The organism is Ensifer sp. NPDC090286 (genome assembly GCF_044769565.1).
Lineage (GTDB): Bacteria > Pseudomonadota > Alphaproteobacteria > Rhizobiales > Rhizobiaceae > Ensifer.
In genome coordinates this window covers 294,255-318,976 of the sequence record NZ_JBIVYF010000005.1, presented here as the reverse complement: position 1 = coordinate 318,976, position 24,722 = coordinate 294,255, and the positions used below count along the sequence as shown (strand labels likewise).

Below are 24,722 nucleotides of genomic sequence, written 5' to 3'. Positions count from 1 at the left end.
GACGTTTGGTCCTCGTGATCCACCCTGCGTTTACGAAGACTGAGAGGACAATCTCGGCGATTGCGTGACGGTAGCCACCCGTGCGGTTCCGGCGGGAGACGGCAGCGCCACCATCCCGCCAGACCGGTCAATGCATCAATCAGGCAGCCAGTCCACGCTCGTTCAGGAGCATGCCGACGCGCACCATGCGCACGGCGTCTTCCGCGGCACGCACCAGCAGTTTCGGCGCTGCATTGATGGCGTCGTCGAGGGTGCACGGCGCCTTCAGGATCGAGGCGAAGGCATCGATGCCGTGATCGAAGTTGAGGGTCACGCCCTTGCCGATGGTGCCGGCGAGCGCGATGACCGGGCGTCCAGCGTCCTTGGCCCTGTGGCCGACCTCGGCCGGCACCTTGCCGAACGGCGTCTGCCCGTCGAGGCTGCCTTCGGCGGTGATCACCAGGTCGGCCCTGCCGATCATGCTGTCGAGATCGAGATAACGCATGACGATGTCGTAGCGCGGATGCAGCGCGCCGCCGAGCAGCCCCATGATCGCCGCGCCGAGCCCGCCGGACGCGCCCGCTCCCGGTGCGTCGCCGACCGCAATACCGGTCGTCGCCTGAATGGCCGCGGCATAGGTCTCCATCGCTGCCGCGAGCAGCTCCACCTGCTCCGGCGTCGCGCCCTTCTGCGGCCCGAAGACGCGGGCGACGCCGCGTTCGCCGAGCAGCACATTATGCCAGTTGACGGCCGCGTCGATGCGAACCTCGGCAAGACGCGGATCGCGACCGGACATATCGATGCTTGCCAGCGCGGCAAGGGCCGCACCGCCGGGCGCAAGCGGGTTGCCATCGCTGTCGAGCAGCTTCACGCCCAAGGCCGCGGCCATGCCGGCGCCGCCATCGTTGATGCCGCTGTCGCCGCAGCCGAGCAGGATACGGCGGGCACCGGCGTCGAGTGCCGCCCGGATCAGTTCACCGACACCGTAGCTGGTGGTGATGCAGGGGTTGCGGCGATCGCGCGGCACCAGCCGCAGACCGGCGGCCGCCGCCATTTCGATGACGGCCGTGCGTTCGGACTGTCCCCCGAGAAAACCGAAATGTGAGGCGACTGGCTCGCCGAGCGGACCGGTGACATCAAGTTCGTGCAGGCTGCCGCCGGTAATTGCGACGAGCGCCTTGGTGAAACCTTCACCGCCGTCGACCATGGGCACCTTCAGAACCTCGGCATTCGGGCAGGCGCGCAGCACGCCCCTCTCGATGCAATCGGCAGCTTCTTCCGCCGACAGGCTTTCCTTGAAACCGGACGGTGCAACCAGAATGGTAAGTGACATGTGACAATCTCCTTGCACTTTTGTGACAATGCGGATGCAATGGAGAAACGGCGGCTCGCGACGTTTATTCCGCCCGAAATGCAGAATTCTTTCTTTTGCCGAAAGAAAAACAAAAGAGCCGAAGCGAACGACGCTTCGGCTCAAAAAATGTATATATATATCAGTTGTTTATCGTTACGTCGCCAAACCGATTGCCGGCCAGATCACAAGGGCGAAAAGGGCAAGCAGCGCGATGAACGGGAGCGCCAGCATCAAGGCCAGACGCAGCAGATCGGAAGGGCTGAAAGCCGGCGGTTCCATGCCTCCGAACAGCGCAACGGGTTTGGCCGAAACCATCAGCGTCTGGCAGAAGCCACTACCTATAGCTGTGACCATGATGAGGCTGGCGGGGCTGACCCCGAAGCCCGCCAGCGGCAGCGCCACGGCCGGAATGAGCACCGTCGCCCGCGCCGTTCGCGAGGCAATGACGATATGGGCAAAGGTCGCGACGGCGATGGCAAGAAGCACGACCAGCCACGCCGGCGGCTTGCCGATCTGGCCGAAGGCGCCGATCAGGCGATCGGCAAGCTCGGTCGCCGTTCCGGTCGACAGCAGCGCTTCGCCGATGACGAGCGTGCCGGCAAGAAACAGAAGCAGGTTCCACTCCACACCTTTCAGCGCCTTGCGAAACGGCATGCCGGAGATCTTTTCCGACGCCAGGATCAGGGCGCCGACGAGTGCCACCACCGGCAGCGCGATGCCGTGCAGGTCCGAGGTCGCGAGTGCGGCGACGATCGCCGCGGTGACAGCGAGGATCGCCTTGTCGCGTGCTGAGAACGGGCGTTTTTCCGTCGGTGCGGCCGGCAGCTCGAGGCGCCAGTTCCGATCGGCATCGTCGAGGAAGAAACGCAGGATCAGGCCGCAGGCAATCAGGCTCGTCAGCAGCGCAAAGGGCGCTGCCAACAAGGCCCAGCCGAGGAAGCCCGGTGCTTCGCCACCGCTGCGGCGAATGAAATCGACGGCAACGAGATGGGCGCCGGCACCGGTCAGCGAAGCGGCCGCCGAAAGCAGGATCACCGACGGAAACAGCAGCGCCAAAGCGCGGGTGATGCCGGGACGGCCGATGGTCGAGGCGAGTCCCAGGAAGACGGGCATGAAAATGGCCGCCCGTGCCGAGGTCGAGGGAATGACGAAAGCGGTCACGAAGATCGTCAGCGTCACCACCCAGAACAATCGGCTGACGTCGCGGAAACGGGCGAGAAGCCGGAAGGCGAGCCGCTCGACGAGGCCGGATGCCTGCAACACCGCCGCAATCACCGATGCCGCCATCATCAGCCAGACGATGTCGTTGCCGAGCGCGGCGTAAACCGCCTCCTCGCCGACGGCACCGGTCACGGCCAAGGCCGCCGCCCCGGCAAGCGCCACCGGCGTTTCCGGCAGGTCGAAGATCGTCCAGCAGATCAGCGTCGTCGCAAACACCATCAGCGAAAGCCGCATCGGCAGAGCCAGACCGTCAGCCGCGAGAAAAATCAGGACGGCCGCAAAGGCGACGAGCATCGCGCCGACGAGCAGGCGCACCTGGCTCACCGGCATATGGCCGTCGATGCGTTCGGCCACCGCCGCGTTCAGGGTGACGAGGTCTTTTTCCGAAGCGATCACCGGGCTGATGGTCATAGCTACGCTCCCTTTTTGCTGGCCCGACGCTCGCACGCGGCAACCGCGCCACACGAAGCTGTCAGGCTGATTTCGTGGGAGGGCAAACGCGGTGTCGGCAAGTTTATTCCCTCGCGCCTGAAGATTTTTCGGACTTCGCGTCCAATGACCAGACTTGAGCGAGATCAATGCCGGCTCGCCGGACCGGCAGAGACTGGTGGCCAGATGACCTCTTTGAAAAGGAGAGTTTCATGTTGATCAGGGAAATGTCGCGGCAGGAATGCATCGACCTCGTCGCCGAGAACCACATCGCTCGTCTTGCATGCGCCCGGGATGGCCGGCCCTATGTCGTCCCCATCCAGTATGCTTTTGCCGCCAACAGGCTCTACGGGTTTTCGATGCCCGGACAGAAGATCGACTGGATGCGGGCCAATCCCCGCGTCTGCATTCAGCTGGACACGGCAACGGACCGGCAGGCCTGGCGAAGTGTCGTCATCTATGGCCGCTATCAGGAATTGCCGGATACGAAACAATGGCACCGAGAGCGCTTGAACGCCTGGGCGCTTCTCGAACAGCGCGTGAACTGGTGGGAACCGGGCGGCCTGAAGCCTGGCGACCAGGTGATTGCCGGCGCCTCGCCGCATCTCTTCTTCGAAATCGAGATCGACGAGGTAACCGGACGGGCAGCGTCCTTGGGTTGATGGCCGTTGGCGCGCAGCCAGATGGCTGCGCGCCCGGCCCTGCCGGTCAATGGGCCATGAGCACGGGAACAACGGCGTTTTCGAGCATCGAGCGGGTGACCCCGCCAAAGACGCGTTCGCGCATTCTGGAGTGGCCATAGGCGCCCATGACGATCAGATCGGCCGCGACGTCGGACGCGAACCGATTGATCACGTCATCGACCCGATGCCCGCCGCTCGGCAGCCGCTCGACGGAAACCGAAACGCCGTGCCGGGCAAGATAACCGGCAATATCGGCGCCCGGTTCCTCGCCGTTCTTGCCAGAGGCGGACCGCGGATCGACCATCGTCACGTGCACGATTTTGGCCCCCTTTAGAAGGTCGAGCGCTTCACGCACGGCACGGGCCGCCTCCAGCCGGGAGTTCCAGGCAAGCACGACCGTCTTCGGATCAAGCCGCGCCGGCTTGCCCTTGGGCAGGACGAGGACCGGTCGGGCGGAGTTGAACAGCGTCCCGTCGATGGTGCGCGACCGTAGCTCCGGGTCCAGCATCAGGCCGTCGCCGACCAGCGTCAGGTCGGCATAGCGGGCGCGCTCGCCGATCTCGTCATCCGCCCAGGCGGCTTCGGTGTACTTCGTCTCGACGCTGAACGAGATGCCTTCCCGGGTGAGAATGTCGGTTGCACTTGCCACGCAGGATTCGAGCTTGTCGACTTCGCGCTGACGTTCGTTCAGCCAGTCAATCGAGATGGCGGCGGCAAAATCGCCGATCGGTGGAGAAGCGGCGAGCTTGACGATCAACAGGGAGAGGTGAGCGTTTGCCGAGGCGCAGACCTGTGCGGCGGCACGCAGATCGTCTGCAGAATGATCGACGCCGACGACGGCGAGAATGGTCTTGTATGTCATCGCGTTTCCTCCTCGCGACCGGATCTAAGGACTGGGTCAGCCTAGGCAGATGCGCGCGCGGCGACATTGATCCCCGTCAACCGGGATCATGGAGGAAAGCGTATAATCATGGGGGCTCTACGCGCGCACTCACACACCGGCGACCCTCGTTGCGGGCGAAGCGGCGAAGACGGTCATCGCCTCCGCCGCCCAATTGCCCCGCAAACTCGGCCCTGCCGCCCCAGTCGCGCGCGGGGGGCACAGCATCAATCGTCAGGCACCGCGGCGCGCCACGACCGGCACGTAATGTTCGAGTTCCGGCGCCGGGAAGTTGAGCGTCGCATTGATTTCTGCCGACCGGTAAAGCCCCATCAGCATCTCGACCACGGCAAGACCGTCCTCGAAGGTTTCGAGCGGCTTTTCGCCCTTGCGAAAGCACTCGACCATATGGCGGTTCTCATCCGTGTAGCCATAGACGCCGGCCTCATCCTCAAGCACCGGCATCAGGCCCTGCTCGGCATTCTGCTTCTCGACGAGATCTTCGCCTTCCGAGCCCTTGACCTCGCGCGACATGAAGATCTTCAGGCCGGTCGAGAGCGAATTGTATTCGAGCGCATATTCCGGCCCGAGCAGTTCGAGCTGGATGCGAAGTCCAGCGCCGACATAGGCCCAGGAGGTGGTCGCCTCGATCATCAGCTCGTTGCCGTCCTGATCTTCGAGCGTCACCGTGGCGCGGGCAAAGTCCTCGGACGGCCGGTTGCGATAATCGACCTCGCTGCCGAAGCGATTGCGCAGCTGTTCGGCATAGTGCGGCCGCGTCCATTTGAGATTGGCGACCGTGCCGTTCACCGCCTTGATCTTCAGCGAGTTGCGCGGCGCGCCGGGCGCCGTCAGCAGGTAGCGTGCGACTTCGACGCTGTGGCACATCATGTCTGAGAGCACGCCGCCGCCCTGCTTGTCCCCCTGCCAGAACCAGGGCTCGTGCGGGCCGGAATGTTCCTCGGCCGCCCGCGCCAGATAGGGACGGCCGGTGGTGGACGCCGCACGCCGCCAGATGATTTCCTTGCCGCGCAACACCGGCGTGCAGAAAACCTGGTTTTCAAGATAGCCATGGTTGAGGCCGGCATCCTCGGCAAGCGACAGCATCTCGCGGGCTTCGGCCACCGTGCGCGCCAGCGGCTTCTCGCAGGCAACGGCAAAGACCTTGCTGCGGCCGTCCTTGACCGCCTTGTGCAGCGAACGCATGACATCGATGCGGGTGTAGTTGGGCGAGAGGATCCAGACGGCGTCAACATCGTCGGCGCTCAGCAGCGCTTCCAGGCTTTCATGTGTGCGGCAGGTTCCGAGACCGAGGGCCTCGACCTCTTTCGCAAACTTCTCCCGGTTTTCCGCCTTGCGGCTGAAGACGCCGGTGACCTCGACATTGCGCACGCCGATCATCGATTTCAGATGGAAATGGGCGATGAAGCCCGATCCGACGAAACCCACGCGCAGCGTCTGCTTCGGTAGCTGTGTCATTCTCTTCTCCCATTGATCAAGTGTGATAACGGCGGGATGCGGGATGTGCGGAAACCACGCGCGTTCATCCCGCTCCGGCTATTTTCGCGGCGGTGCGGTGCTGCCACGGATGTTGAGCGTCGTCGGCAGGACGATGGCCGGCTCTGCGCCGACGTCGCCATCCGAGAGAACGTTGAGAAGCTGGGACATCGCCGTGCGGCCGATGTCGGCGCGCGGCTGGCTGACGGTCGTCAGCGGCGGATAGAAGGCTTTGCTGAGATAAAGGTCGTCGAACCCGACGACCGAGACGTCGCCCGGAACATCGCGGCCGAGCCGCCGCAGCGCATGGATAGCGCCATAGGCCATCTCGTCGTTGGCGGCGAAGATCGCCGTCGGCGGTTCCGGCAGCGCGAAAAGCTCCGCGGCGCGGGCCTCGCCGCTTTCGAGCAGATAGTCACCGCGAACCTCGTACCCCTCGGGGATATCAAGGCCCGCGGCCTTCATGGCGGCCCGATAGCCGTCACGGCGGTGAAGCGCCATGACCTCCGGCAACGGACCGGCGATATGGGCGATGCGGCGATGACCGAGCGCGATCAGATGTTCGACCGCAGCCTGAGCCGCGGCGACATTGTCGATCTGCACATGCGGGAAACCGGATCCCTCGATCATTTCCAGTGCAATAACAACAGGCAGATGCGAGAGATCGGCACTTTCGCCCGGCTGCGGCGGCGGCAGCTTGCCGGTCATCAGGATCATGCCGTCGGCATGGCCGTCGCGCAGCATGTTGAAATACTCGACCTCGCGGTCCGGGTCGTTCTCGGTGTTGCCCATGAGGACGGCGTAGCCGGCTTCGCGCGCCGTCGCCTCCACGCCCTTGAGGATCTCGAGATAGAAGGGGTTGCCGACGTCGCGCACGACGAGCAGCACCGACATGGAGCGGCGGGTACGCAAGTTGCGGGCGCTGACATTCGGGCGATAGTTGAGCTCGCGCGCCAGCGCGTTGACGCGCTTGCGTGTCTCGTCGGTCACCAGCGACGAGCCGCTCAGCGCCCGCGACACGGTTGCGACAGAGACGCCGGCGCGCTCCGCGATATCCTTGATCTTCGGCCGCTCGCTCATGCCCGCATCGCCCTCCCGCGGCCATAGAACAGCATGAGCAGCAGCAGGGTGGCGCCGAACACCATCTGGCGCCCTGACTCGTCGATGTTCACGGTCGTCAGGATGCCCTGGAGGATGACGAGCAACAGCGCGCCCGCCATGGTTCCTGTGTAGCCGCCCTTGCCACCGGCAAGAGACGTGCCGCCGAAGACGACGGCAATGATCGACGACAGCATGTATTGCTCTCCGACATTGGCAAAAGAGGAGCCGGAATAGCCGAGCAGGCAGAGCCCCGCAATCGCCGCGAACATGCCGGAGATCATGAAGAGACCGATGCGCATGAGCCGGACCGGCACGCCGGCCATATAGGCCGCATGCTCATTGGAACCGATCGCATAGATGCGGTGACCGAAGACCGTTCGATGGAGCATGAAGGCCATGACCAGGCCGATCGCGATCCAGAGCCAGATGATGCCGGGAATGCCGAGCGCCAGCGGCTGGGTCACGAAGGCGGAGAGCCCCGGTGCGGCACGGCCCGAGGGAATGCCCTGGCGGATGACGACCAGCAGGCCCTGCAGCACACCGAGCATGCCGAGTGTCATGACCAGCGGCGGGATACGCAGAAGCGTGACGCCGAGCCCGTTCAAAAGTCCGAAGAAGGCGCCGGCTGCGAGGCAGGCGAGCACGGCCGGCAGGATGCCGCCATCGGCACCGTTCATAGCATTGCCGGCAATGATTGCCGAGAGCGACACGACGCCGCCGACGGAGAGATCGATGCCCTCGCGGCCGCCGAGAATGACGACATTCTGACCGGCAGCGACGATGCCGAGCAGCGAGGCGACGATCAAGAGCCGCAGGATCTGGTCGGCCGAGGCAAAGCCCGGCGAGAGGCTTTGGCCGAGAACAAGCAGCGCGACGATGAGGATCAGCGCCACGACCAGCGGCTGTTTGAAGAAGGCGAAAACCGAACTCATGCCCGTGCCCTCCGGCCGGCGAGCACGCCCGCCATCAGGACGATGAGAATGGCGAGGCCCTGGACGAAGTTCTGCCATTCCGACGGCGTGCCCATGAAGAAGACCAGCGAATTGACGAGGCCGATCGTCAGCGCGCCGAGGAGCGAGCCGACCACCGTCGTCCAGCCGCCGGCGAGCGCACTGCCGCCAAGCACGACGGCGGCGACGCTATAGAGCGTCATCTTGCCGCCGACCAGCGGATCGCCGCTCGCCGTATCGCCCGTCAGGCAGAAGGCGGCGAGGGCAGAGAACAGGCCGCAGAGCAGGTAGCCCTTGATGCGGACCGCGACGACCGGCAGCCCCGTCTGATAGGCCGCCTGCTGGTCGTCGCCGACGGCCAGAAGCTCAGTGACGATGCGCGTGCGCGACAGGAGGAAAAGCAGCACGGCCAGCGCCGCGAGCACGTAGAAGACGAAAGGCAGGCCCAGAAGACGGCCGCCATAAGTGCGCCAGAACAACGCCGGCGCCGGCGTGCCGGCGACAGGCATGACATAGAGCGCCAGGCCGGTGAAGAAGATGCTGGTCGCAAAGGTCGCGACGATCGCCTGCAGCCGAAGGGCGGCAACGACCAGTCCGTTGACCAGCCCGCAGGCAAGACCGATGAGGAGCCCAAGCGTCAGCGCAAGCAGTACTGCGCCTGCGCCGCCGCCCCAACGCTCCATCAGAACGACGATCGCGACATTGACCAGCGACAGCGTCGCGCCGGCGGAAAGGTCGATGTCGCCGGCGGAGACGACATAGGTTTGGGCGATCGCGAGCATGACCAGCGCCATGTAGGTGCTGAGCAGGCCCGTCAGCGAGCGGAAGCTTAAGCTGTTGGGCGAAAAGAGGCCGTTCAGCGCCAGCAGCGCGATGAGTATGAGCAGCGCCGGCAGGAACGGGTAACGCTCGAGCCAGTAGCGCAGGCCGCCACTCCCTGGCGTAGAAATGTCTGTCGCGGTCGAAGTCATCATGCGGCCTCGTATGCAGCCTGGTAGAGATTGTAGCGGGTGCGATCGTCGCCGGTCAGTTCACGCGTCACCGAGCCGCCGTTGAAGACGAGGATGCGGTTGGCGTTGCCGAGCAGTTCGGCATCTTCCGACGAATAGAGCAGGATGCCGAGACCCTCGGCCGCAAGCTGCCGGATCAGCGCGAAGAGATCGGCCTTGGCCTGGAGGTCGATGCCCTTGGTCGGATCGTCGAGAAGCAGCACGTCGGGCCGGTCGATCAGCCAGCGGGCGATGATCACCTTCTGCTGGTTGCCGCCGGAAAGAGAATTGATCGGATGGAAGAGGCTCGCGAATTTCGTGTGCATCGCTTCCAGCGCCGGCATTGCCTTTTGCCTGAGGCTCGACGGTCGCGCGAGCATCAGCCGGTCGCGCAGATAGTGGATCGGCGTGACGTTCTCGATGATCGGGCGGCCGCTGATGACGCCGTCGCGGCCGCGGTCGCCGGAGACATAGGCGCAGCCGCGGCGGATCGCATCGCGCGGGCTTCTAGCATCGTAGCGTTCGCCGCCGATCGTCACTTCACCGGAGGAGACGGTGCCTGCGCCGAAGATGGCCCGGAGCAGCGCCGATTGCCCCTGGCCGTGCAGGCCGCCGAGGCCGAGGATCTCGCCCTTTGCCACCTCGAAGCTGACATCGCGAAAGCCTTTGCCCGCGAGGTTGCGAACCGAGATTGCCGCTTGTGCCCCGATTTCCACCGCTGCCGGCGCCGAGGATCGCGCCGCCGGCATGTCGCTGGCGCCGCCGACCATCAGCCGGATGACCGTTGCCGGATCGGTCTCGGAGAGCTTGAGCGTCTCGATGGTTTCGCCATCGCGGATGATCGTGACGCGATCGCCGATCGCGGTGATTTCGTCCATGCGGTGTGAGATGAAAATGATGCCGCGCCCTTGCGCCTTCAGATCGCGCAGGATCTCGAAGAAGCGATCGACCTGCGCGCGGTCGAGCGCCGAGGTCGGTTCGTCGAAAATCAGGATCGGCGCTTCGCTGGCGAGCGCCTTCATGATTTCGACCAGTTGCCGCTGGTCGGCGCGCAAGTTGCCGACGAGCGTCTCCGCATAAAATCCTTCGCCAGCGACCTCAGAAAAGAGTGCGATGTAGCGCGCCGCGCGCGCCTTCAACGCCGCCCAGTCGATGAAGAGACCCGCCTTCACCGGCAAGGCGGAAAGGCAGATGTTCTCCTCTACCGACCGGTGGCTGGCGAGGCTGAGTTCCTGATAGAAGATGCCGATGCCGGCGGCACGTGCGGCTTGCGGCCCGGAGATCGTCACGGGCTTGTCGTTGATCAGGATCTGGCCGCTGTCGGGTCGCACGCTGCCGGCGATGATCTTGCAGAGCGTGCTCTTTCCGGAGCCGTTGGAGCCCATCAGCACATGCACCTCTCCGGCAGCGATCTCGAGATCGCCGCGGCGTAGCGCCAGCGTTGCGCCGTAAGCCTTGCTCACGCCGTTCAGTCTCAGTTTCGACATCGGCTGTCGTCCATTGGTTGCTTGCCGCATCATCAGGGATGCCCGTGTCTCGGGACGGGCTCCACTGCAGCGATCTTTCACGCCGATCGGCCTTGTTCGCCATCGGCGGCACCAGTCGCCGGGCGGCTCAAGACAGGAGCCACCCGGCGAAACCCGAGCTTACTTGAACAACGCCGTGGCGTCGTCGATCGAAAGCGCGTTGGTGTAGGAGTAGTAGCCCGGCTTGCCGTCGAGCTGCTTGGCAGCGTCGCCAAGGTTCTTCGAGTCGATGAACGGGATCGGCAGATACATGGCGTTCTTGTACTGACCGGCCGTTGCCGGCTCCTTCAGTTCCTTGCCCTGCAGCATCAGAACCGCGACGTTGAGCGCGCTTGCCATGACGCCGGGCGGGTTGACGGTCGCGCCGGAGTTCAGCTTGTCCTTGCTCCAGAGATCGATGAAGTCCTTGCGGATTTCGCCGGTCGCGGCGATCTGGCTGGTCTTGCCCGCATCCATGATCGACTTCCAGGCGCCGGCCGCCATGCCGTCCTGCACGACGACGCCGTTGATGTCAGGATAGGTCGCAAGGATGTTCTGCATCGCCTGCTGGCCCTGGGCCTGATCCCAGTTGGCGTTGACCTCGTTGACCACCTGCAGATCCGGATAGTCCTTGAAGACACTCTTGTAGCCGGCAACGCGCATCTCGTTGGCCGGATGGCCGGCGACGCCGTTGATGGCGACCACCTTGCCCTTGCCGCCGAGCGTATCGGCGAGCCACTTGGCGCCGGCCGCCCCCCAGGCCGTCTGGTCGATGCCGACATAGGTCGCATCCGGCGAGGAAACCTCGGCGTCCGTCGCGATCACCAGGATGCCGGCTTCCTTCGCCTGGGCGAAGATCGGATCGAAGGCCGTCGGGCTGTTGGGGTTGATGATGATGGCGTTCACGCCCTCGGCGATGAAGTTGCGCACATGCGCGATCTGGCCGGGCACATCGACATTGGCGCTCTGGACGGAGACTTCGACGTCGACGCCCTTCTCCTTCCACTTCGCCGCGGCCTCCTTGGCCTCGTCGATCATCTGCGTGCGCCATTCGCTGCCGACCCAGCCGTTGGACAGGCCGATCTTGAAAGTCTCGGCATTGGCGAAAGAAGCGGAAATAGCAATGGTTGCGACAGCGCCCAGCGCTGCGGCGATAAATTTCTTCATCAGATCCTCCCAAATCTTGCGAAAACCATGAAGCCAGAAAATGTAATCGATTTCAATGGGGATTTTCAGGGAATTTTGTTGGCTCTCGTTCTCCGTCGCCGGGAGGATCAAGATGATGGAGAGCGTTGGGCGCAGACGGAATGGACTTCGGCAAGTCTCTCGCCGAAAGTAGCCAATAGCGCTTGGCTGCCCCTCCCCGCTGTGCGACAGCAAGGGCAGAGGCGTTGACGATTCGTCGTTGCGCCAACTGGAATGAACTGCAGGAATGACGCCATGACATGAAGGCGCTCAGGGATTGGTCCCGATGACCGTCCGAACAGCGGCCCGCCCGTTGCTCAAATCGCAACACTTCGTTGCTCGCCGGCCGGCTAGCCGCAATTTGCCCTCACCGCCTACTCTGAACGCTGGGCAAAGAACAACAACTGGCTCCCAACCAGAGGAGAACATCATGACCGGGAAAAACGGAGCCGCCTCGGGCGCGCTCTATCTGCATATCCTTGTGCTGGCGATCGTCATCGTCGCCGAGCTGATCGGCATTCAGCGCCTGCCGATCGGTATCGGCACCGTCATCTTCCTGCCGATCCTTTACGCCTTCGCGCTCGGCATCGCCTTCAATCCAGCCATTTTCAAGGCGACCGGCAAGTTCCTGTCGCGCGACGCGGTCAAGCTCTCCGGCGCGATGATCACCGTTGCCATCATGCCGTTCATCGCCAAGTTCGGAACGACGGTCGGCCCGCAGATTTCGCAGATCATTGAGGCCGGCCCGGCGCTGGTGCTGCAGGAACTCGGCAATCTCGGCACGATCATCGTCGCCTTCCCGGTCGCCGTGTTTCTCCTGAAGATGGGTCGCGAAGCCGTCGGCGCCACCTATTCGATCGACCGCGAGCCGAACATCGCGCTGATCGCCGACAAATACGGCCTCAACTCGCCGGAAGGTGCGGGCGCCATGGGCGTCTATGCGACCGGCACGCTGATCGGCACCTTCGTCTTCGCCATCATGCCGCCGATCGTGCACGGCCTCGGCATCTTCGACGTGCGCGCGCTCGCCATGTCCTGCGGCGTCGGCTCCGGCTCGATGCTTGCGGCCTGTACCGGCGGTCTTGTCGCGGCCGTGCCGGACCAGAAGGACATCATTCTCGCGCTCGCCGCCGCCAGCAACATCCTGACCTACGCCACCGGGCTTTATGTCGGCATGTTCGTCGCGCTGCCCTTGACGGAGTGGCTCTACAACAAGGCGCGCCCGTCCGAGCGTCGCACCGCAGCCTGATCGGGAGAGAGAATCATGACCAACCAGAACACTTCCGCCAACTATGCCGATGATCTCCCGCTGAACCCGGAGGACGAGCGCAAGCTCGACGTCGTCGGCCATGCGGGCCTGCTGATCATCGCCTGTGCCATCGGCCTCGTCGCCAACTGGGTCGGTACCGGCACCTCGCCGCTCACCGCACTACCGGGCATGGCAACGCTATATGCCGCCTGCATCGTCGGCCTGGCGCTTGCCCGCTTCGTGCCCTTCTACCTGCCGAGCGTCGCCTGGGTTTCGCTGATCGCGATCCTCATCACCATCCCGGGCGTTCCGGGTGCAGCCTGGGTCAGTGAGCAGGTCGAGCACCTCAACTTCCTCGCGCTGGCGACGCCGGCGCTTGCCTATGGCGGCCTGGCGTTGACCGCGAGCGAGTTTGCGATCGCCCGCCGTTCGGGCTGGAAGATCGTCATCGTCGCGATCTGCGTGATGGTCGGCACCTATATGGGCTCGGTCGTCGTTGCCGATCTCTTCCTGCGCCTCGGGCAGTAACGCGGGGAGCCCAATTCCAGGAAAACTGCGAAGCGGTTTTCCGTCCGGAACTGTGCAAGAGAAAAGGGTCGGCCGCTCTGCGGCCGGCCATCCCTCAAATGACAGGACGCACGCCATGACACGCCACGACATCAGCCCCGAGCGCATTGAGGAAACGATCCGCTGGCGTCATCACCTGCATACCCATCCCGAGCTTGCCTTCGAGGAGCGCCAGACTGCTGCCTTCATCGCCGGCAAGCTTGGCGAATGGGGCATCGCCGTGAAGGACGGTTATGGCGGCACCGGGCTTGTCGGCACACTCAAGCGTGGCACGTCGATCCGTTCCATCGCCATTCGCGCCGACATGGACGCGCTGCCGATCGTCGAGACGAGCGGCGTTGCCTATGCCTCCAAGACGACGGGCAAGATGCACGCCTGCGGCCACGACGGCCATGTCGCCATGCTGCTCGCCGCCGCCCGCCAGGCAAGCGAGATGGATTTCGACGGGACCGTGCACTTCATCTTCCAGCCGGCCGAAGAAGCCGAGGGCGGCGCCCGTGTCATGGTCGCCGACGGCCTCTTTCGCGACCTTCCCGCCGACGCCGTTTATGCCCTGCACAACTGGCCGGCGCTCGACGTCGGCTCGGTGGTGGCACGCGACGACGCGATGATGGCCGCCTTCGGGGTGTTCGAGATCACCATTACCGGTCGCGGCGCCCATGGAGCGATGCCGCATGAGGGTGCCGACCCGCTGGTGGCCGCCGCCCAGATCGTCACGGCCTTGCAGACGATAGCCAGCCGCAACGTCTCGCCGCTTGAAGCCGCCGTCGTTTCGGTGACGCAGATCCACGGTGGCGACGCCTGGAACGTGATCCCGGAGAAAGCCGTGATTCGCGGCACCACGCGCTGGTTCGACAAGGCGGTCGGCGATACGCTCGAAAGCCGCATGCGCACGCTCGTCACCGCGCTCGCGGAAGGCCTCGGCTGCAGGGCCGAGCTCGACTATCAGCGCCGCTACCCCGCAACCATCAACGATCCGGCAGCCGCCGCGCTCGCCCGCTCGGTCGCCGCTGCGGACCCTGCCCTGACCGTCGTCGACGCGGCCCCGAGCATGGCGGCCGAAGACTTCGCCTTCATGCTCGACGAACGCCCCGGCTGTTACCTCTGGCTCGGCGCAAGACGCGAAGGCCCTAACCCCGGCCTGCACTCGCCGCACTACGATTTCAACGACGCGATCATTGGCCAGGGCGTAAACCTCTGGACACGCTTGATTGCGACCTCGCTTGGTCGTTGACCCCAAGGGGATTCCGTCGCATCCATGACCACCATGGACGTACTCGACGCGAAAGCGCTCAGGATCTTTATGGCGGTTGCGCGCATCGGTTCGATCCGGGGCGCTGCGGAGCATATGGGGCTGGCGCCATCGGTCGTCAGCCGCCAGATTGCCGACACCGAACGCGACATCGGCCTATCCCTCTTCGAGCGCACCGCCCGCGGCACAGTTCTGACCGACGCCGGCGAACTGGTGCTCGAACACGGCAAACGGGTGCTCGAGGACAACGGGCTGCTCGCCGAGCAGCTAGACCAGATCCGCGGCGTCCAGCAGACCCGCATCCGCATTCGCTGCGGCGAGGGCTTCATGGCCGATCTGGTGGAGCACGGGCTTTCGTCGTTTTCGAAGGCGCATTCCTATGTGCGCTACATCGTCGAGCTCGGCAGCACCGAAGATGTCGTCGACGCCATCGCCAACAGCGATGCCGATATCGGTATCGCCTACAATCCCCTGACCGAGCCGCGCATCCGGGCGCTGGCGATTGCGCGCCAGCCGCTCTGCGTCATCGTGCCGGCGGGCCATCCGCTGTGCGAGCGAAGCAACCTGAAACTGGCCGATTGCCTCGCCTTCCCCTGCGCCTTGCTCGGCAAGGGCAATGGCGTGACCCAACTGGTGGCGCGCGTGGCGGCCGATGCGGGGCTGGCGCTGGCGCCGTTGCTCGAAACCCATTCGATCGAGGTGCTCAGGCGTTTTGTCGCCGCCGGCCTTGGCGTCACCTTCCTGCCGCGTACGTCCGTCACTGTCGAAATCGCGCGCGGGTCCATGCAGGCGATCGATCTCGCCGACCCGCTGCTGAGCGAGGCGAGCGCGCATCTGATGGTGCGGGCGCACCGCCGCCTGCCGCTGTCGGTCGAAAAGCTCGGCCAGCACCTCGCACAGGAAATGCAGTCCTTCCGGTCCTAGGCAGCCCCGGCTCTAAGAACCCGCGCGCCTGCCCCGTCGTCGGCGGCCCTCCAAACGTTGCCACGCCAGCAACGCATTGTACCAGGCGCGCCGTCTACCCGCTCACCAGCCCGCATGTCACCTTCGCCGGATCAATCTGATCATACGAGGGTAAGCGGATCATGACGGCGGAACGAACGACAGTGGGCGTGGTGGGACTGGGAGCCATGGGGCTCGGCATGGCGACGACGCTCGCCGGCAAGGGCTTTGCCGTCAAGGGCTTCGACCTTTCCGACGCACGCCGCGCGCTTGCCGCCGATGGCGGGGTAACCCCGGTCGCCTCACTCGCTGAGGTCTTCTTCGACACCGATTTCATCGTCTTCTCGCTGCCGACCGCCAAGGACGTGGCCGCCGTCGTCGAGGCCAACATCGAGGCGCTGAAGGAGGCCGGCCGGCGGGTCGTCATCATCGACACCTCGACCTCCGAGCCGGATGTCTCGCGTGATCTCGCTGCTGCCCTTGCCGGTCTCGGCCACGGCTTCATCGACGCGCCCGTCTCCGGCGGACCGGCGGGTGCCGCAAGCGGCAAGCTGACGATGATGATCGGCGGCAGCGATCAGGATGTCACCCTTGCCGGTCCGGTCATCGACGCGATGTCGGCCAAGGCCCTGCATGTCGGCCCGAGCGGCGCCGGCAACGTCGCCAAGCTCGTCAACAACCTGCTCGCCGCCGCCCATATGGTGACGACCGGCGAAGGGCTGAAGCTGGCGCTTGCCGCCGGGCTCGATGCCGAAGAGGCGCTGAAAGTGCTGAACGCCGCCTCCGGCAAGTCGATGATCAGCGAAGTGCATTTCCCGACCTGGGTGATGAACGGCCGCTTCGACAGCGGCTTCACCATGGGCCTGATGCGTAAGGATGTGCGGCTTGCCAGCGAGCTTGCGGCGCGCACCGGCGCCGAGCTTCCGCTGGCAAGCGCGGTCGCCAAGCTCTGGGCCGAAAGCCCGCTCGATAACGCCGAAGACTTCACCCGCATGGGCGCCTTCCGCCCCGTGGCCAACGACAACTGAGACCTGAAGGGAACGACGATGAACGACATGACCATGCCCGCCAAGGCCGAGCGCATCCGGGCGCTGTTCCACGGCCTCATCCCCGGCAGCGAGATCGGCAGCTATGTCGACGGCACGCTGGTGCCCGGCTCCGGCGACGAGCAGGCGCTGACCGATCCGGCGACCGGCGAAATCTTTGCCACCTTCAAGGATGCCGGCGCTGATCTCGTTGACGCGGCGATGCAGGCGGCAGCGCGCGCCCAGCGCGAATGGATCTCGATGACGGCTTCCGCCCGCGGCCGGGTGATGAACGAGATCGCCCGCAAGATCCGCGAGCGCGCCGGCGAGATCGCCGAACTCGAAAGCCGCTCGGCTGGCCGGCCGATCCGCGACATCCGCGGCGAAGCGGTGCGCGTCGCCGAGATGTTCGAATATTATGCCGGCTGGTGCGACAAGCTGCATGGCGAGGTGATCCCGGTCCCGACCTCGCACCTGAACTATACCCGCAACGAGCCGGTCGGAGTCGTCGCCCAGATCACCCCCTGGAACGCACCGCTCTTTACCGGCGGCTGGCAGATTGCGCCGGCGATCTGCGCCGGCAACGGCGTCGTCATCAAGCCGTCGGAACTGACGCCGCTGAGCACCCTCGTGCTCGGTGCGCTCTGCGAGGCGGGCGGTGCGCCGCGTGGCCTCGTCAACGTCATCGCCGGGCAAGGCGTGACAGCCGGCCAGGCGATGGTCGCCCATCCGAAGACGGCGCTGGTCGTTTTCGTCGGCTCGGCGCTCGCCGGTTCGGCGATTGCCGCGGCAGCGGCGAAGAACGTCGTGCCCTGCATCCTCGAACTCGGCGGCAAGTCCGGCAACATCGTCTTTGCCGATGCCGATATCGACCGCGCCATCGTCGGCGCCCAGTCGGCGATCTTCTCCGGCGCCGGCCAGAGCTGCGTTGCCGGCTCGCGTCTGCTCGTGCATCGCTCGGTGCATCAGCAGTTCGTCGAACGTTACGCTGAGGCTGCCGCCCGCATTCCGGTCGGCGATCCCTATCTGGATACGACGCAGATCGGTCCGATCAACAACGCCCGCCAATGGGCGAAGATCGAGGAAATGGTCAAGCAGGGCGTGGCCGAAGGTGCGACGCTTGCAACCGGCGGCGCCAAGCCGGCTGCCCTTCAGTCCTCCGGCGGCTTCTATTTTGCGCCGACCATTCTCGACAACGTCAAGCCGGACATGACGATCGCCCGCGAAGAGGTCTTCGGCCCGGTCGTCGGCGTCACCGTCTTCGACGACGAGGATGAGGCCATCGCACTTGCCAACGACAACCCTTATGGCCTTGCCGGCGCCGTCTGGACCCGGGATGTCGGCCGCGCACACCGGCTCGCTTCGAAGGTACGGGCCGGGACCTTCTGGATCAACGGCTACAAGACGATCAGCGTCATGTCGCCCTTCGGCGGCTTCGGCCGCTCGGGCTACGGCCGCTCCTCGGGCCGCGACGCACTCATGGCCTATACCCAGACGAAGAGCGTCTGGGTCGAGACGGCAGAAAACCCGGCCGTCGTCTTCGGCTATTCGCCGGAAGCCTGATCGAGACATCCCTGAAAGGAGAAACGGCCGGCGAATGCCGGCCGTTTCTTTTTATGACTGAATTCCGCTAGCTCAGAATTCAAATGCGGTCGACACCATGAAGGTGCGCGGTGCGCCGGCGGCGAGGAAACCGCGGGCGGATGAGGCCCAGTAGTTCTCGTCGAACACGTTCTGCACGGTCGCGCGGACTTCCACCGGCTTGCCGCCTTCGCGCTCGAAGGAATAGCGCGCACCGAGATCGACCCGCGTCCAGTCCGAGACCTTCTGTGTGTTCTTCTGGTCGTAGTAGGTGCTGCCGGTGTAGACGAGCCGACCCGTCAGCGTCAGGTTCTCGACCCAGGGCGTGTCATACTCGCCGTAGAGGCTGACCGCCACATCCGGAACGCCGGGAACGCGATTGCCATCGAACCGTTCCCCTGTCCGCGAGTTTTCTGCCTTATCGAGCTTGGCGTCCATGAACGTGACCCCGCCGAGCAGGCGAACACCATCAACCGGTTCGCCGTAGGCCGAGAGCTCGAGACCACGGTTGACCTGCAGGCCGTCGACGGCGAAAACGCCGCCGGTCGTCAGACCGTTGGGCTGTCTGATCTCGAACAGCGCTGCGCCAAGCATCACCTCGCCGAGATCGTACTTGAGGCCGATTTCCTTCTGCTTGCTGACGACCGGAGGGAATATCTGGTTGCTGTTCACAGCGGTGGACGGCGCTGACGGCCCTTCGGTCAGGGCTTCCACATAGTTGGCATAGACAGAGAGGCTGTCGGAAACGTTGAAGAGAGCGGCGACGGCAGGACTGAACCGGGATTCTTCGTAGTAGTAGGTCTGCTGACCAAGCGGCACGGCACCGGGACGCGTATTGTAGCCCCGCACACGCATTTCCTGATAGCGCCCGCCGACCGTCAGCTGGAACCGATCCTCGGCGAACGAAAGCGTATCGGAGATTGCAACGCTGGTCGCGAGCAGGTCAGAAAATGCATGTAGGTCGTTCGAGCGCGGAAGTCCGCCCGTATTGACCCAATCGCTCGGCACATAGATCGGGTTGTAGATATTCGTCATATAGCTTCTGAAGCCGAGCCGACCGGGATGGAAGTAGCCGCGGTTGTTCTCGTTGAGCGCCCGGCTCACGGAAACGTTCAGTTGGTGACCGACGGGACCCGTATCGAACTCAGACCGAAGGCCGATTTCCCCCGAGACACCTTGGATCTCCTGCGGGTTGTAGCCGAATTCGGCCAGCGCATCGCCGTTGGGATTTTGAATGGTGTAGGAGGTGCTCAGGAAGTCCTCGCGGTAACGGCTGATGCCACCGGCCGCGTAAACGGTGGTGTTGTCGAGAACGTCGAACTCGATACGGCCGGCAACCATGTTGTGTTCGCTGTCATGGTATTCGAACGGATTGGACGTGTTGATGCGGCCGTCCGGCGCTTCCGGGATCTTGATGCCCGGCGCTGCCGCGTTGAACAGCGAGGCCGGCGCATTGATGTTCTGCTTGGAGTGGTTGATGTCGAGCGAGGCGCGTACCCGTTCGCCGCGATAGTCGAGGCCGAGCGACAGCACGCCGATCTCGTTCTCGTTGTGATCAAGCGCCGTGTCGCCGCCGCGATAGGATCCGTTGAAACGGACGCCCCATTCGCCCTCGGGTCCGAAACGGCGGCCGACATCGAGGTGCGACCACAGTTGCGAGTCCGACATATAGGTCGTCGTCAGCCGCGTCAGCGGCTCGTCGGTGGCGCGCTTGGGCACGAGGTTGATGGTGCCGCCGACGCGGCCGACGCCACCGTTGACCAGCGCGCTCGGCCCCTTCAGGACCTCTACCCGCTCGATACCCTCAAGCGGGCTCCGGCGCGGATTGGTGATGTAGAAGAGGCCGTCAAAGGCCGTATCCAGGTTGGTGACGGAGAAGCCGCGGATGAAGAAGGAGTCGCGCTCGCTGAATGCCGGCGCGTCCATGCGCACGGACGGATCGTTGAGCGTGATGTCGGAGATCGTTCGCGCCTGCTGATCGCGGATCAGCTTGTCCGTATAACTGGTGATGCTGAACGGCGTTTCCTTGACAGGGCGGTTGCCGAGCGCGCCGAGCCGTGCGCCAGTCGCCATCTGACCGCCCGCATAGGGAGCCGAAGGCTGGCCGATGGTGCCGGTCTCAGGCGGCTGGCCGCCCGTTTGCCCGACGGCCACGATGGGGGCCAGTTGCGTCGCGCCGCCCGAACTGCGTTCAGCCTGGGCCGGGCTTTCGACCCGGTTGGTCTTGCGCGCCTCCTGCGCCGACGCCGCCACGGCGGACATCGCCAGCAGCGACACGCCCGCCAGAACGACTTTGCCTCGCCGACGCGAAACCGAATTGAACCTGCCCCTTGCCATTCTCTTACCCCTGTAACTTCGATTAACGTGAATTCCGTATCCGCCACGGTCGCCGGCCGAACCCAGCCGCCGCTCAGAACGCGACGCACGCGCCTTGCCCGTTTAAAAACGGTGCAGGGCGAGCCCCAGACATTGCGTTCGGTTGCGGCTATTTCGACCGACAGACGGGTCTCGTGCGCAGCAGCTCGCTTCGGCAAAGCGGGTGCGTGACCGGCCCTTCGGTCGCAGCGCGTGCGGTTACGCCGATGCAGGCCCGCAGCCCGACAAAGTGTCGGCGATCGCGGGGCATCCCATGGTTGGGAGCGGTCTCAAAACTGGGCGACATTGCGAACATCGGCATTGAAACATCAACTATAACAACGGCATAAAACTTGAATTTCTAAGTCAAGTCTGTGCACGTATAGTCGGATTCGGCCGGGCGTCCACGCTTTTTGTGCGTGAATTCAGCGGTTAACGGTAAACCGGACATTGCCTGCCAGATGCGGAATGACGGGTAATCGGGCCTGGCGGGTCCGTTATCTCACGCCGGACACGGCACAACCCACTCCAATGCCGGCCGGCCGATCGCAAACCGGGCCATCCGAAGATCGGTGGGAAAAGGATGCCCTTATCGAGCAACGCCCATATCCGCTGAAGGGCCGCTCAGTCCGCCGGAGCGGCTCGCTCGCCTGTCAGGCGCGGAAGCGATCGAAAGCGGTCAAGCGCTTGATCGGCGGATCGGCTTCCTTCCAGCGATAGATCTCCGAGCGGAGATAGCCGAGTTCGCCTTCCAGTGCGGTTTCGGCGACCTCGACCCACCAGGCTTTCGGGCGCCCGTCGCTTCCGTCAGACCACCGGTAGCCGCGGGCTTTGAGGTGATCCTTCATATCGAACGGGCTGTTTTCCGCAAAAATGCGGACGCGCGATCGCAGGCTCGCCTGGTAAAGCTCGGCAAAGGGTGTTTCGCCGGAGCCGCCGTCCTTGGCAAGGACTTCAAGCAGAGCAAAACAGTCGTCGACCGCCCGATGGCCGTCGTGGAAGTAGCCGGCCTGCCCGATCAGGTAGCCGAGTTTCGTGCCTTCGAAGCCGCGAGAGGACCAATCGACCTCGGAGACGGAACAGGCCCATGCCTTTCCTGCGAAAACCGGCGAGAAGGCCTCGCAGAAGGGCCGGTCGAAGCCGGCATTGTGGGCGATCACAAGGTCCGCCTTTTCCATCAGCGTCCGCACCTCGTCGAGGTCGATCGACTTTCCCGCAACCATCTCGTTGGTGATGCCGGTCAGGCGGGTGATTTCTGCGGGAATCGGGTTGGCCGGCTGGCGCAAGCCGCCGAAAACACCGGTCACATCGCCGAGGTTCCCCTTCTCATCGAAGGTAAAGGCGACCAGCCCGATCTCGATGATCTCATCCTTGCGGTGGTTGAGCCCGGTAGTTTCGGTATCGAGAATGACGCCATGCAGCGGAAAGCCGGGACGGGCGACGGGCACCACGGAACGCGGCACGAGCCGCTGCAACAGGCGGTAACGACCCGTCGCCTGAAGGTGACGGACCATATCTTCCTCGTTCAGCGATGCTCTTTTGACCGCTGAGCCACCGCCTGCCTTTTTGGAGGTGGCCTCGCTCGAAGCAAAGAGGTCGAACTGCTGCGTCATTCGGTTGTCCCGCACATTAACGACTCACACGCGTGGGCTCCAGAATAGCCGCTAAAGGGCATGCTTCCCAGAAAATCAGGAAGAAGGCGCAGGAGTGCCTGGTTTTTCAGGGGCAAAAGATGGGGAAACTGCCCCTCGCTTCAATAGGCTGCGGCGGCACCGTCGTCCCTGCCCCCGTCAACACGGGGTGCAAAAACGACAGTGCCGCCGCAGCGAGAATGTCAGTCAAGTCGTGGCGATTGCGCCGCTCGATCAGGCCGCGCGGCTCCAGCTTTCGCGTGCCGCAGCACCTTCCAGCTTGAACTTGGCCAGCATCGTGCGCAGCTGGCGGCTTTCTTCGGCGAGCGTGCCGCTGGCCGCCGTGGTCTCTTCGACCATCGCCGCGTTCTGCTGGGTCATCTGGTCCATGTGGTTGACCGAGGTGTTGATCTCCTGCAGCGCAGTCGCCTGCTCGCGGGCGGCAGTTGCGATCGTGTTGACGTGGCCGCTGACATTGTTGACCAGCGTCTCGATCTCCAGCAGCGCCTCGCCGGTGGAGCGCACCAGCGAAACGCCGGTTTCGACTTCCGATGCCGAGCTGTGGATCAGCGTCTTGATCTCCTTGGCGGCATTGGCCGAACGCTGGGCGAGTTCGCGCACTTCCTGGGCGACGACGGCAAAACCACGGCCGGCCTCGCCGGCGCGTGCCGCTTCGACGCCTGCATTGAGCGCCAGCAGGTTCGTCTGGAAGGCGATCTCGTCGATGACCGAGATGATCTGGTTGATGCGGTTCGACGAATCCTCGATGCGGCCCATCGCGTCGACCGCGCTGCGCACGATCGCGCCGGACCGGCCGGCGCTTTCCTTGGTGGCGCGCACCATCTCATGCGCCTCGTTCGCCCGCTCGGAGGCGGTGCGCACGGTCGAGGTGATCTCATCGAGTGCCGCAGCGGTCTCTTCAAGCGCGGCCGCCTGCTGTTCCGTGCGCTTCGACAGATCGTTGGCAGCCGAGCTCAGTTCGGCCGAGTTGTCGTTGATCGTGCTGGCAGCACTGCGCACGTTCTGCATGGTCGAGCGCAACGTCACCATCGTCTGGTTGACGTTCACCTGCAGCTCGGCAAAGGCGCCGTGGAATTCGCCGCGCATGGTCTGCGTCAGGTCCGCATCGGCAAGGGCTGCAATGACGCGGCGAACCTCGTTGACCGTCTGATCGACGCTCGACACCAGCTCGTTGACGCTCGAGGCAAAGCGGTTGAGGTCGTCGTTTTCGTAGTCCTTGTTGATGCGGCCGGTGAAATCGCCGGCAACGGCCGAAGCGACCACAACGCTGATGTTGGACTGCAGGTCGCTGCTGCGAGCATGGAGAGCGGCCTCCTGCGCCTTCATCGCACGCATGGCAATGCCGTTCTTGCGGAAGACTTCAACGGCGCGGGCCATCTCGCCGATCTCGTCCCGGCGGGAAACGTCCGTCGCATCTCCATCGAGTTTGCCGTCGGCAAGTTCACTCATCGTCGAAGTCAGCTCACGGACCGGCATGACGATGCCGCGGCGAGCAACGACGAGGCTGACGCCGACGCCGAAGAGAACGCAGAGCGCAGCAGCCGCGGCAAGGATCGTCATGGCCACGGACGAGGAGTTGAGCGCCTCTTTACGGGCCGTCGCCAGCGCATCGCCGGAATAGGTGCTGTAGGTCTTGACCGTTGCCGTCACCGTCTTTTGGGCTTCGAGCGCCTTGTCGAGTGCGGCCTTGACGGCACCGGCATCTCCGCCCTTTTCGGCGGCAACGGCGACCATGGCGCGAATCTCGTCGAAGTAGCTGTTGAGCGTCAGGCGAATGTCGTTCAGCAGCTTGTCTTCGGCATCGTCGGCAACGGCCTCGATCTTGGTCAGGCGACCGAGCATTTCTTCGGCACGCTTCTCGGTTTCCGCGCCAAAGTCGGCTGCGTTCTCAGGCGCGGCGGCAAGCTGGTAGGTCATGCGGCTGACGGCAATGATGTCGACGCGCAGGTCCATCGCCTCGCGCGCTGCTTCCTCACGGGCGCCGACATCGACGATCGTCGCACCGAGCGAGGAAAGACCACGCGCTCCGGCGAGCGCAATCAGAATGGAGGAAATGCCCATGACCACGACCACGAGGCCGACCTTGGTCAAAATCGAGAGGTTCTTGAACGTCACTGCCGTGACTCCTTGGATGTCGCGATCGCGCTGTTGGGAGGGACATGGTCAGCCAAACCGGCGGGAGGAGGACCGGATGTTTGCGAGCGCCGTCGAGGGAGGAGGTCGGGCGCGCACTGACCAATAAGCACTTAGTAATTTCGAATTTAAATTCGAGTTAAAAAAGCGATCACGTCTTTTCGCATATGCAGCAAAAGAAATGGCGCATATC

At 64.3% G+C, this 24,722-nt stretch carries 19 protein-coding genes; 7 read left to right on the top strand and 12 right to left on the bottom strand.

What is annotated here, in order from left to right; genetic code table 11:
• Positions 1-139: 139 nt before the first annotated feature.
• Positions 140-1,312, bottom strand: coding sequence for a glycerate kinase (locus tag ACIQUG_RS25675; RefSeq protein WP_402324949.1), 1,173 nt, complete (start codon positions 1,310-1,312; stop codon positions 140-142).
• Positions 1,313-1,486: 174 nt separating this feature from the next.
• The gene (locus ACIQUG_RS25670; RefSeq protein ID WP_402324947.1) at positions 1,487-2,965 is read right to left on the bottom strand and encodes an SLC13 family permease; all 1,479 of its coding nucleotides are present in this window, start codon (positions 2,963-2,965) and stop codon (positions 1,487-1,489) included.
• Between the two features lie 230 nt (positions 2,966-3,195).
• On the opposite strand from ACIQUG_RS25670, the gene ACIQUG_RS25665 reads away from it, so the two are divergent.
• Entirely contained in the window at positions 3,196-3,645 is a 450-nt protein-coding gene (locus tag ACIQUG_RS25665; protein WP_402324945.1) for a pyridoxamine 5'-phosphate oxidase family protein, read from the top strand.
• A 46-nt stretch (positions 3,646-3,691) separates the two neighbouring features.
• Here the strand turns inward: ACIQUG_RS25665 and ACIQUG_RS25660 are convergent, their stop codons facing one another.
• The 7 genes from ACIQUG_RS25660 to ACIQUG_RS25630 form a co-directional block, all read right to left on the bottom strand.
• Positions 3,692-4,528: a universal stress protein gene (locus ACIQUG_RS25660; protein WP_402324943.1), complete on the bottom strand. Its 837-nt coding sequence runs from the start codon at positions 4,526-4,528 to the stop codon at positions 3,692-3,694.
• 252 nt (positions 4,529-4,780) lie between these two features.
• The gene (locus ACIQUG_RS25655; RefSeq protein ID WP_402324941.1) at positions 4,781-6,025 is read right to left on the bottom strand and encodes a Gfo/Idh/MocA family protein; all 1,245 of its coding nucleotides are present in this window, start codon (positions 6,023-6,025) and stop codon (positions 4,781-4,783) included.
• Between the two features lie 78 nt (positions 6,026-6,103).
• Positions 6,104-7,123 (bottom strand): LacI family DNA-binding transcriptional regulator, encoded by a 1,020-nt coding sequence (locus tag ACIQUG_RS25650; RefSeq protein ID WP_402324939.1) that lies wholly within the window; start codon positions 7,121-7,123, stop codon positions 6,104-6,106.
• Positions 7,120-8,076 (bottom strand): ABC transporter permease, encoded by a 957-nt coding sequence (locus ACIQUG_RS25645; RefSeq protein ID WP_402324937.1) that lies wholly within the window; start codon positions 8,074-8,076, stop codon positions 7,120-7,122. Before ACIQUG_RS25645 ends, ACIQUG_RS25650 begins: the two co-directional genes overlap by 4 nt.
• Positions 8,073-9,065, bottom strand: coding sequence for an ABC transporter permease (locus ACIQUG_RS25640; RefSeq protein ID WP_402325204.1), 993 nt, complete (start codon positions 9,063-9,065; stop codon positions 8,073-8,075). The genes ACIQUG_RS25645 and ACIQUG_RS25640 overlap by 4 nt, the downstream gene beginning before the upstream one ends.
• A complete protein-coding gene (locus ACIQUG_RS25635) occupies positions 9,065-10,570 on the bottom strand; it encodes a sugar ABC transporter ATP-binding protein (protein WP_402324936.1) in 1,506 nt (501 codons plus the stop codon). The genes ACIQUG_RS25640 and ACIQUG_RS25635 overlap by 1 nt, the downstream gene beginning before the upstream one ends.
• A gap of 159 nt (positions 10,571-10,729) precedes the next feature.
• Positions 10,730-11,755 carry an ABC transporter substrate-binding protein gene (locus ACIQUG_RS25630; protein ID WP_043621413.1) on the bottom strand — a complete coding sequence of 342 codons (1,026 nt, stop codon included), beginning with the start codon at positions 11,753-11,755 and terminating at the stop codon, positions 10,730-10,732.
• A 448-nt stretch (positions 11,756-12,203) separates the two neighbouring features.
• Here ACIQUG_RS25630 and ACIQUG_RS25625 point away from each other — a divergent pair, with 448 nt between their 5' ends.
• The 6 genes from ACIQUG_RS25625 (at position 12,204) to ACIQUG_RS25600 (ending at position 18,371) form a co-directional block, all read left to right on the top strand.
• Positions 12,204-13,022: a DUF3100 domain-containing protein gene (locus tag ACIQUG_RS25625; RefSeq protein WP_402324935.1), complete on the top strand. Its 819-nt coding sequence runs from the start codon at positions 12,204-12,206 to the stop codon at positions 13,020-13,022.
• Positions 13,023-13,037: 15 nt separating this feature from the next.
• Complete coding sequence (locus ACIQUG_RS25620; RefSeq protein ID WP_192450285.1) at positions 13,038-13,550, top strand: hypothetical protein; 513 nt, start codon at positions 13,038-13,040, stop codon at positions 13,548-13,550.
• Between the two features lie 115 nt (positions 13,551-13,665).
• Positions 13,666-14,823 (top strand): M20 aminoacylase family protein, encoded by a 1,158-nt coding sequence (locus ACIQUG_RS25615; protein WP_402324934.1) that lies wholly within the window; start codon positions 13,666-13,668, stop codon positions 14,821-14,823.
• A 24-nt stretch (positions 14,824-14,847) separates the two neighbouring features.
• A complete protein-coding gene (locus ACIQUG_RS25610) occupies positions 14,848-15,765 on the top strand; it encodes a LysR family transcriptional regulator (RefSeq protein WP_402324933.1) in 918 nt (305 codons plus the stop codon).
• 161 nt (positions 15,766-15,926) lie between these two features.
• Positions 15,927-16,811 carry an NAD(P)-dependent oxidoreductase gene (locus ACIQUG_RS25605; RefSeq protein ID WP_402324932.1) on the top strand — a complete coding sequence of 295 codons (885 nt, stop codon included), beginning with the start codon at positions 15,927-15,929 and terminating at the stop codon, positions 16,809-16,811.
• An 18-nt stretch (positions 16,812-16,829) separates the two neighbouring features.
• Positions 16,830-18,371: an aldehyde dehydrogenase family protein gene (locus tag ACIQUG_RS25600; protein WP_402324931.1), complete on the top strand. Its 1,542-nt coding sequence runs from the start codon at positions 16,830-16,832 to the stop codon at positions 18,369-18,371.
• A gap of 72 nt (positions 18,372-18,443) precedes the next feature.
• On the opposite strand, the gene ACIQUG_RS25595 is transcribed toward ACIQUG_RS25600, so the two are convergent.
• The 3 genes from ACIQUG_RS25595 to ACIQUG_RS25585 form a co-directional block, all read right to left on the bottom strand.
• Positions 18,444-20,726, bottom strand: coding sequence for a TonB-dependent receptor (locus ACIQUG_RS25595; RefSeq protein ID WP_402324930.1), 2,283 nt, complete (start codon positions 20,724-20,726; stop codon positions 18,444-18,446).
• A 671-nt stretch (positions 20,727-21,397) separates the two neighbouring features.
• Positions 21,398-22,357, bottom strand: coding sequence for a 3'-5' exonuclease (locus ACIQUG_RS25590; protein ID WP_402324929.1), 960 nt, complete (start codon positions 22,355-22,357; stop codon positions 21,398-21,400).
• A gap of 252 nt (positions 22,358-22,609) precedes the next feature.
• Complete coding sequence (locus tag ACIQUG_RS25585) at positions 22,610-24,511, bottom strand: methyl-accepting chemotaxis protein (protein WP_402324928.1); 1,902 nt, start codon at positions 24,509-24,511, stop codon at positions 22,610-22,612.
• Positions 24,512-24,722 lie beyond the last annotated feature (211 nt).

What these genes read in the sequence shown, in the direction of transcription:
- ACIQUG_RS25675 (WP_402324949.1), bottom strand. Translation starts at nt 1,312, where the DNA reads ATGTCACTTACCATTCTGGTTGCACCGTCCGGTTTCAAGGAAAGCCTG.
- ACIQUG_RS25670 (WP_402324947.1), bottom strand. Translation starts at nt 2,965, where the DNA reads ATGACCATCAGCCCGGTGATCGCTTCGGAAAAAGACCTCGTCACCCTG.
- ACIQUG_RS25665 (WP_402324945.1), top strand. Translation starts at nt 3,196, where the DNA reads ATGTTGATCAGGGAAATGTCGCGGCAGGAATGCATCGACCTCGTCGCC.
- ACIQUG_RS25660 (WP_402324943.1), bottom strand. Translation starts at nt 4,528, where the DNA reads ATGACATACAAGACCATTCTCGCCGTCGTCGGCGTCGATCATTCTGCA.
- ACIQUG_RS25655 (WP_402324941.1), bottom strand. Translation starts at nt 6,025, where the DNA reads ATGACACAGCTACCGAAGCAGACGCTGCGCGTGGGTTTCGTCGGATCG.
- ACIQUG_RS25650 (WP_402324939.1), bottom strand. Translation starts at nt 7,123, where the DNA reads ATGAGCGAGCGGCCGAAGATCAAGGATATCGCGGAGCGCGCCGGCGTC.
- ACIQUG_RS25645 (WP_402324937.1), bottom strand. Translation starts at nt 8,076, where the DNA reads ATGAGTTCGGTTTTCGCCTTCTTCAAACAGCCGCTGGTCGTGGCGCTG.
- ACIQUG_RS25640 (WP_402325204.1), bottom strand. Translation starts at nt 9,065, where the DNA reads ATGACTTCGACCGCGACAGACATTTCTACGCCAGGGAGTGGCGGCCTG.
- ACIQUG_RS25635 (WP_402324936.1), bottom strand. Translation starts at nt 10,570, where the DNA reads ATGTCGAAACTGAGACTGAACGGCGTGAGCAAGGCTTACGGCGCAACG.
- ACIQUG_RS25630 (WP_043621413.1), bottom strand. Translation starts at nt 11,755, where the DNA reads ATGAAGAAATTTATCGCCGCAGCGCTGGGCGCTGTCGCAACCATTGCT.
- ACIQUG_RS25625 (WP_402324935.1), top strand. Translation starts at nt 12,204, where the DNA reads ATGACCGGGAAAAACGGAGCCGCCTCGGGCGCGCTCTATCTGCATATC.
- ACIQUG_RS25620 (WP_192450285.1), top strand. Translation starts at nt 13,038, where the DNA reads ATGACCAACCAGAACACTTCCGCCAACTATGCCGATGATCTCCCGCTG.
- ACIQUG_RS25615 (WP_402324934.1), top strand. Translation starts at nt 13,666, where the DNA reads ATGACACGCCACGACATCAGCCCCGAGCGCATTGAGGAAACGATCCGC.
- ACIQUG_RS25610 (WP_402324933.1), top strand. Translation starts at nt 14,848, where the DNA reads ATGACCACCATGGACGTACTCGACGCGAAAGCGCTCAGGATCTTTATG.
- ACIQUG_RS25605 (WP_402324932.1), top strand. Translation starts at nt 15,927, where the DNA reads ATGACGGCGGAACGAACGACAGTGGGCGTGGTGGGACTGGGAGCCATG.
- ACIQUG_RS25600 (WP_402324931.1), top strand. Translation starts at nt 16,830, where the DNA reads ATGAACGACATGACCATGCCCGCCAAGGCCGAGCGCATCCGGGCGCTG.
- ACIQUG_RS25595 (WP_402324930.1), bottom strand. Translation starts at nt 20,726, where the DNA reads ATGGCAAGGGGCAGGTTCAATTCGGTTTCGCGTCGGCGAGGCAAAGTC.
- ACIQUG_RS25590 (WP_402324929.1), bottom strand. Translation starts at nt 22,357, where the DNA reads ATGACGCAGCAGTTCGACCTCTTTGCTTCGAGCGAGGCCACCTCCAAA.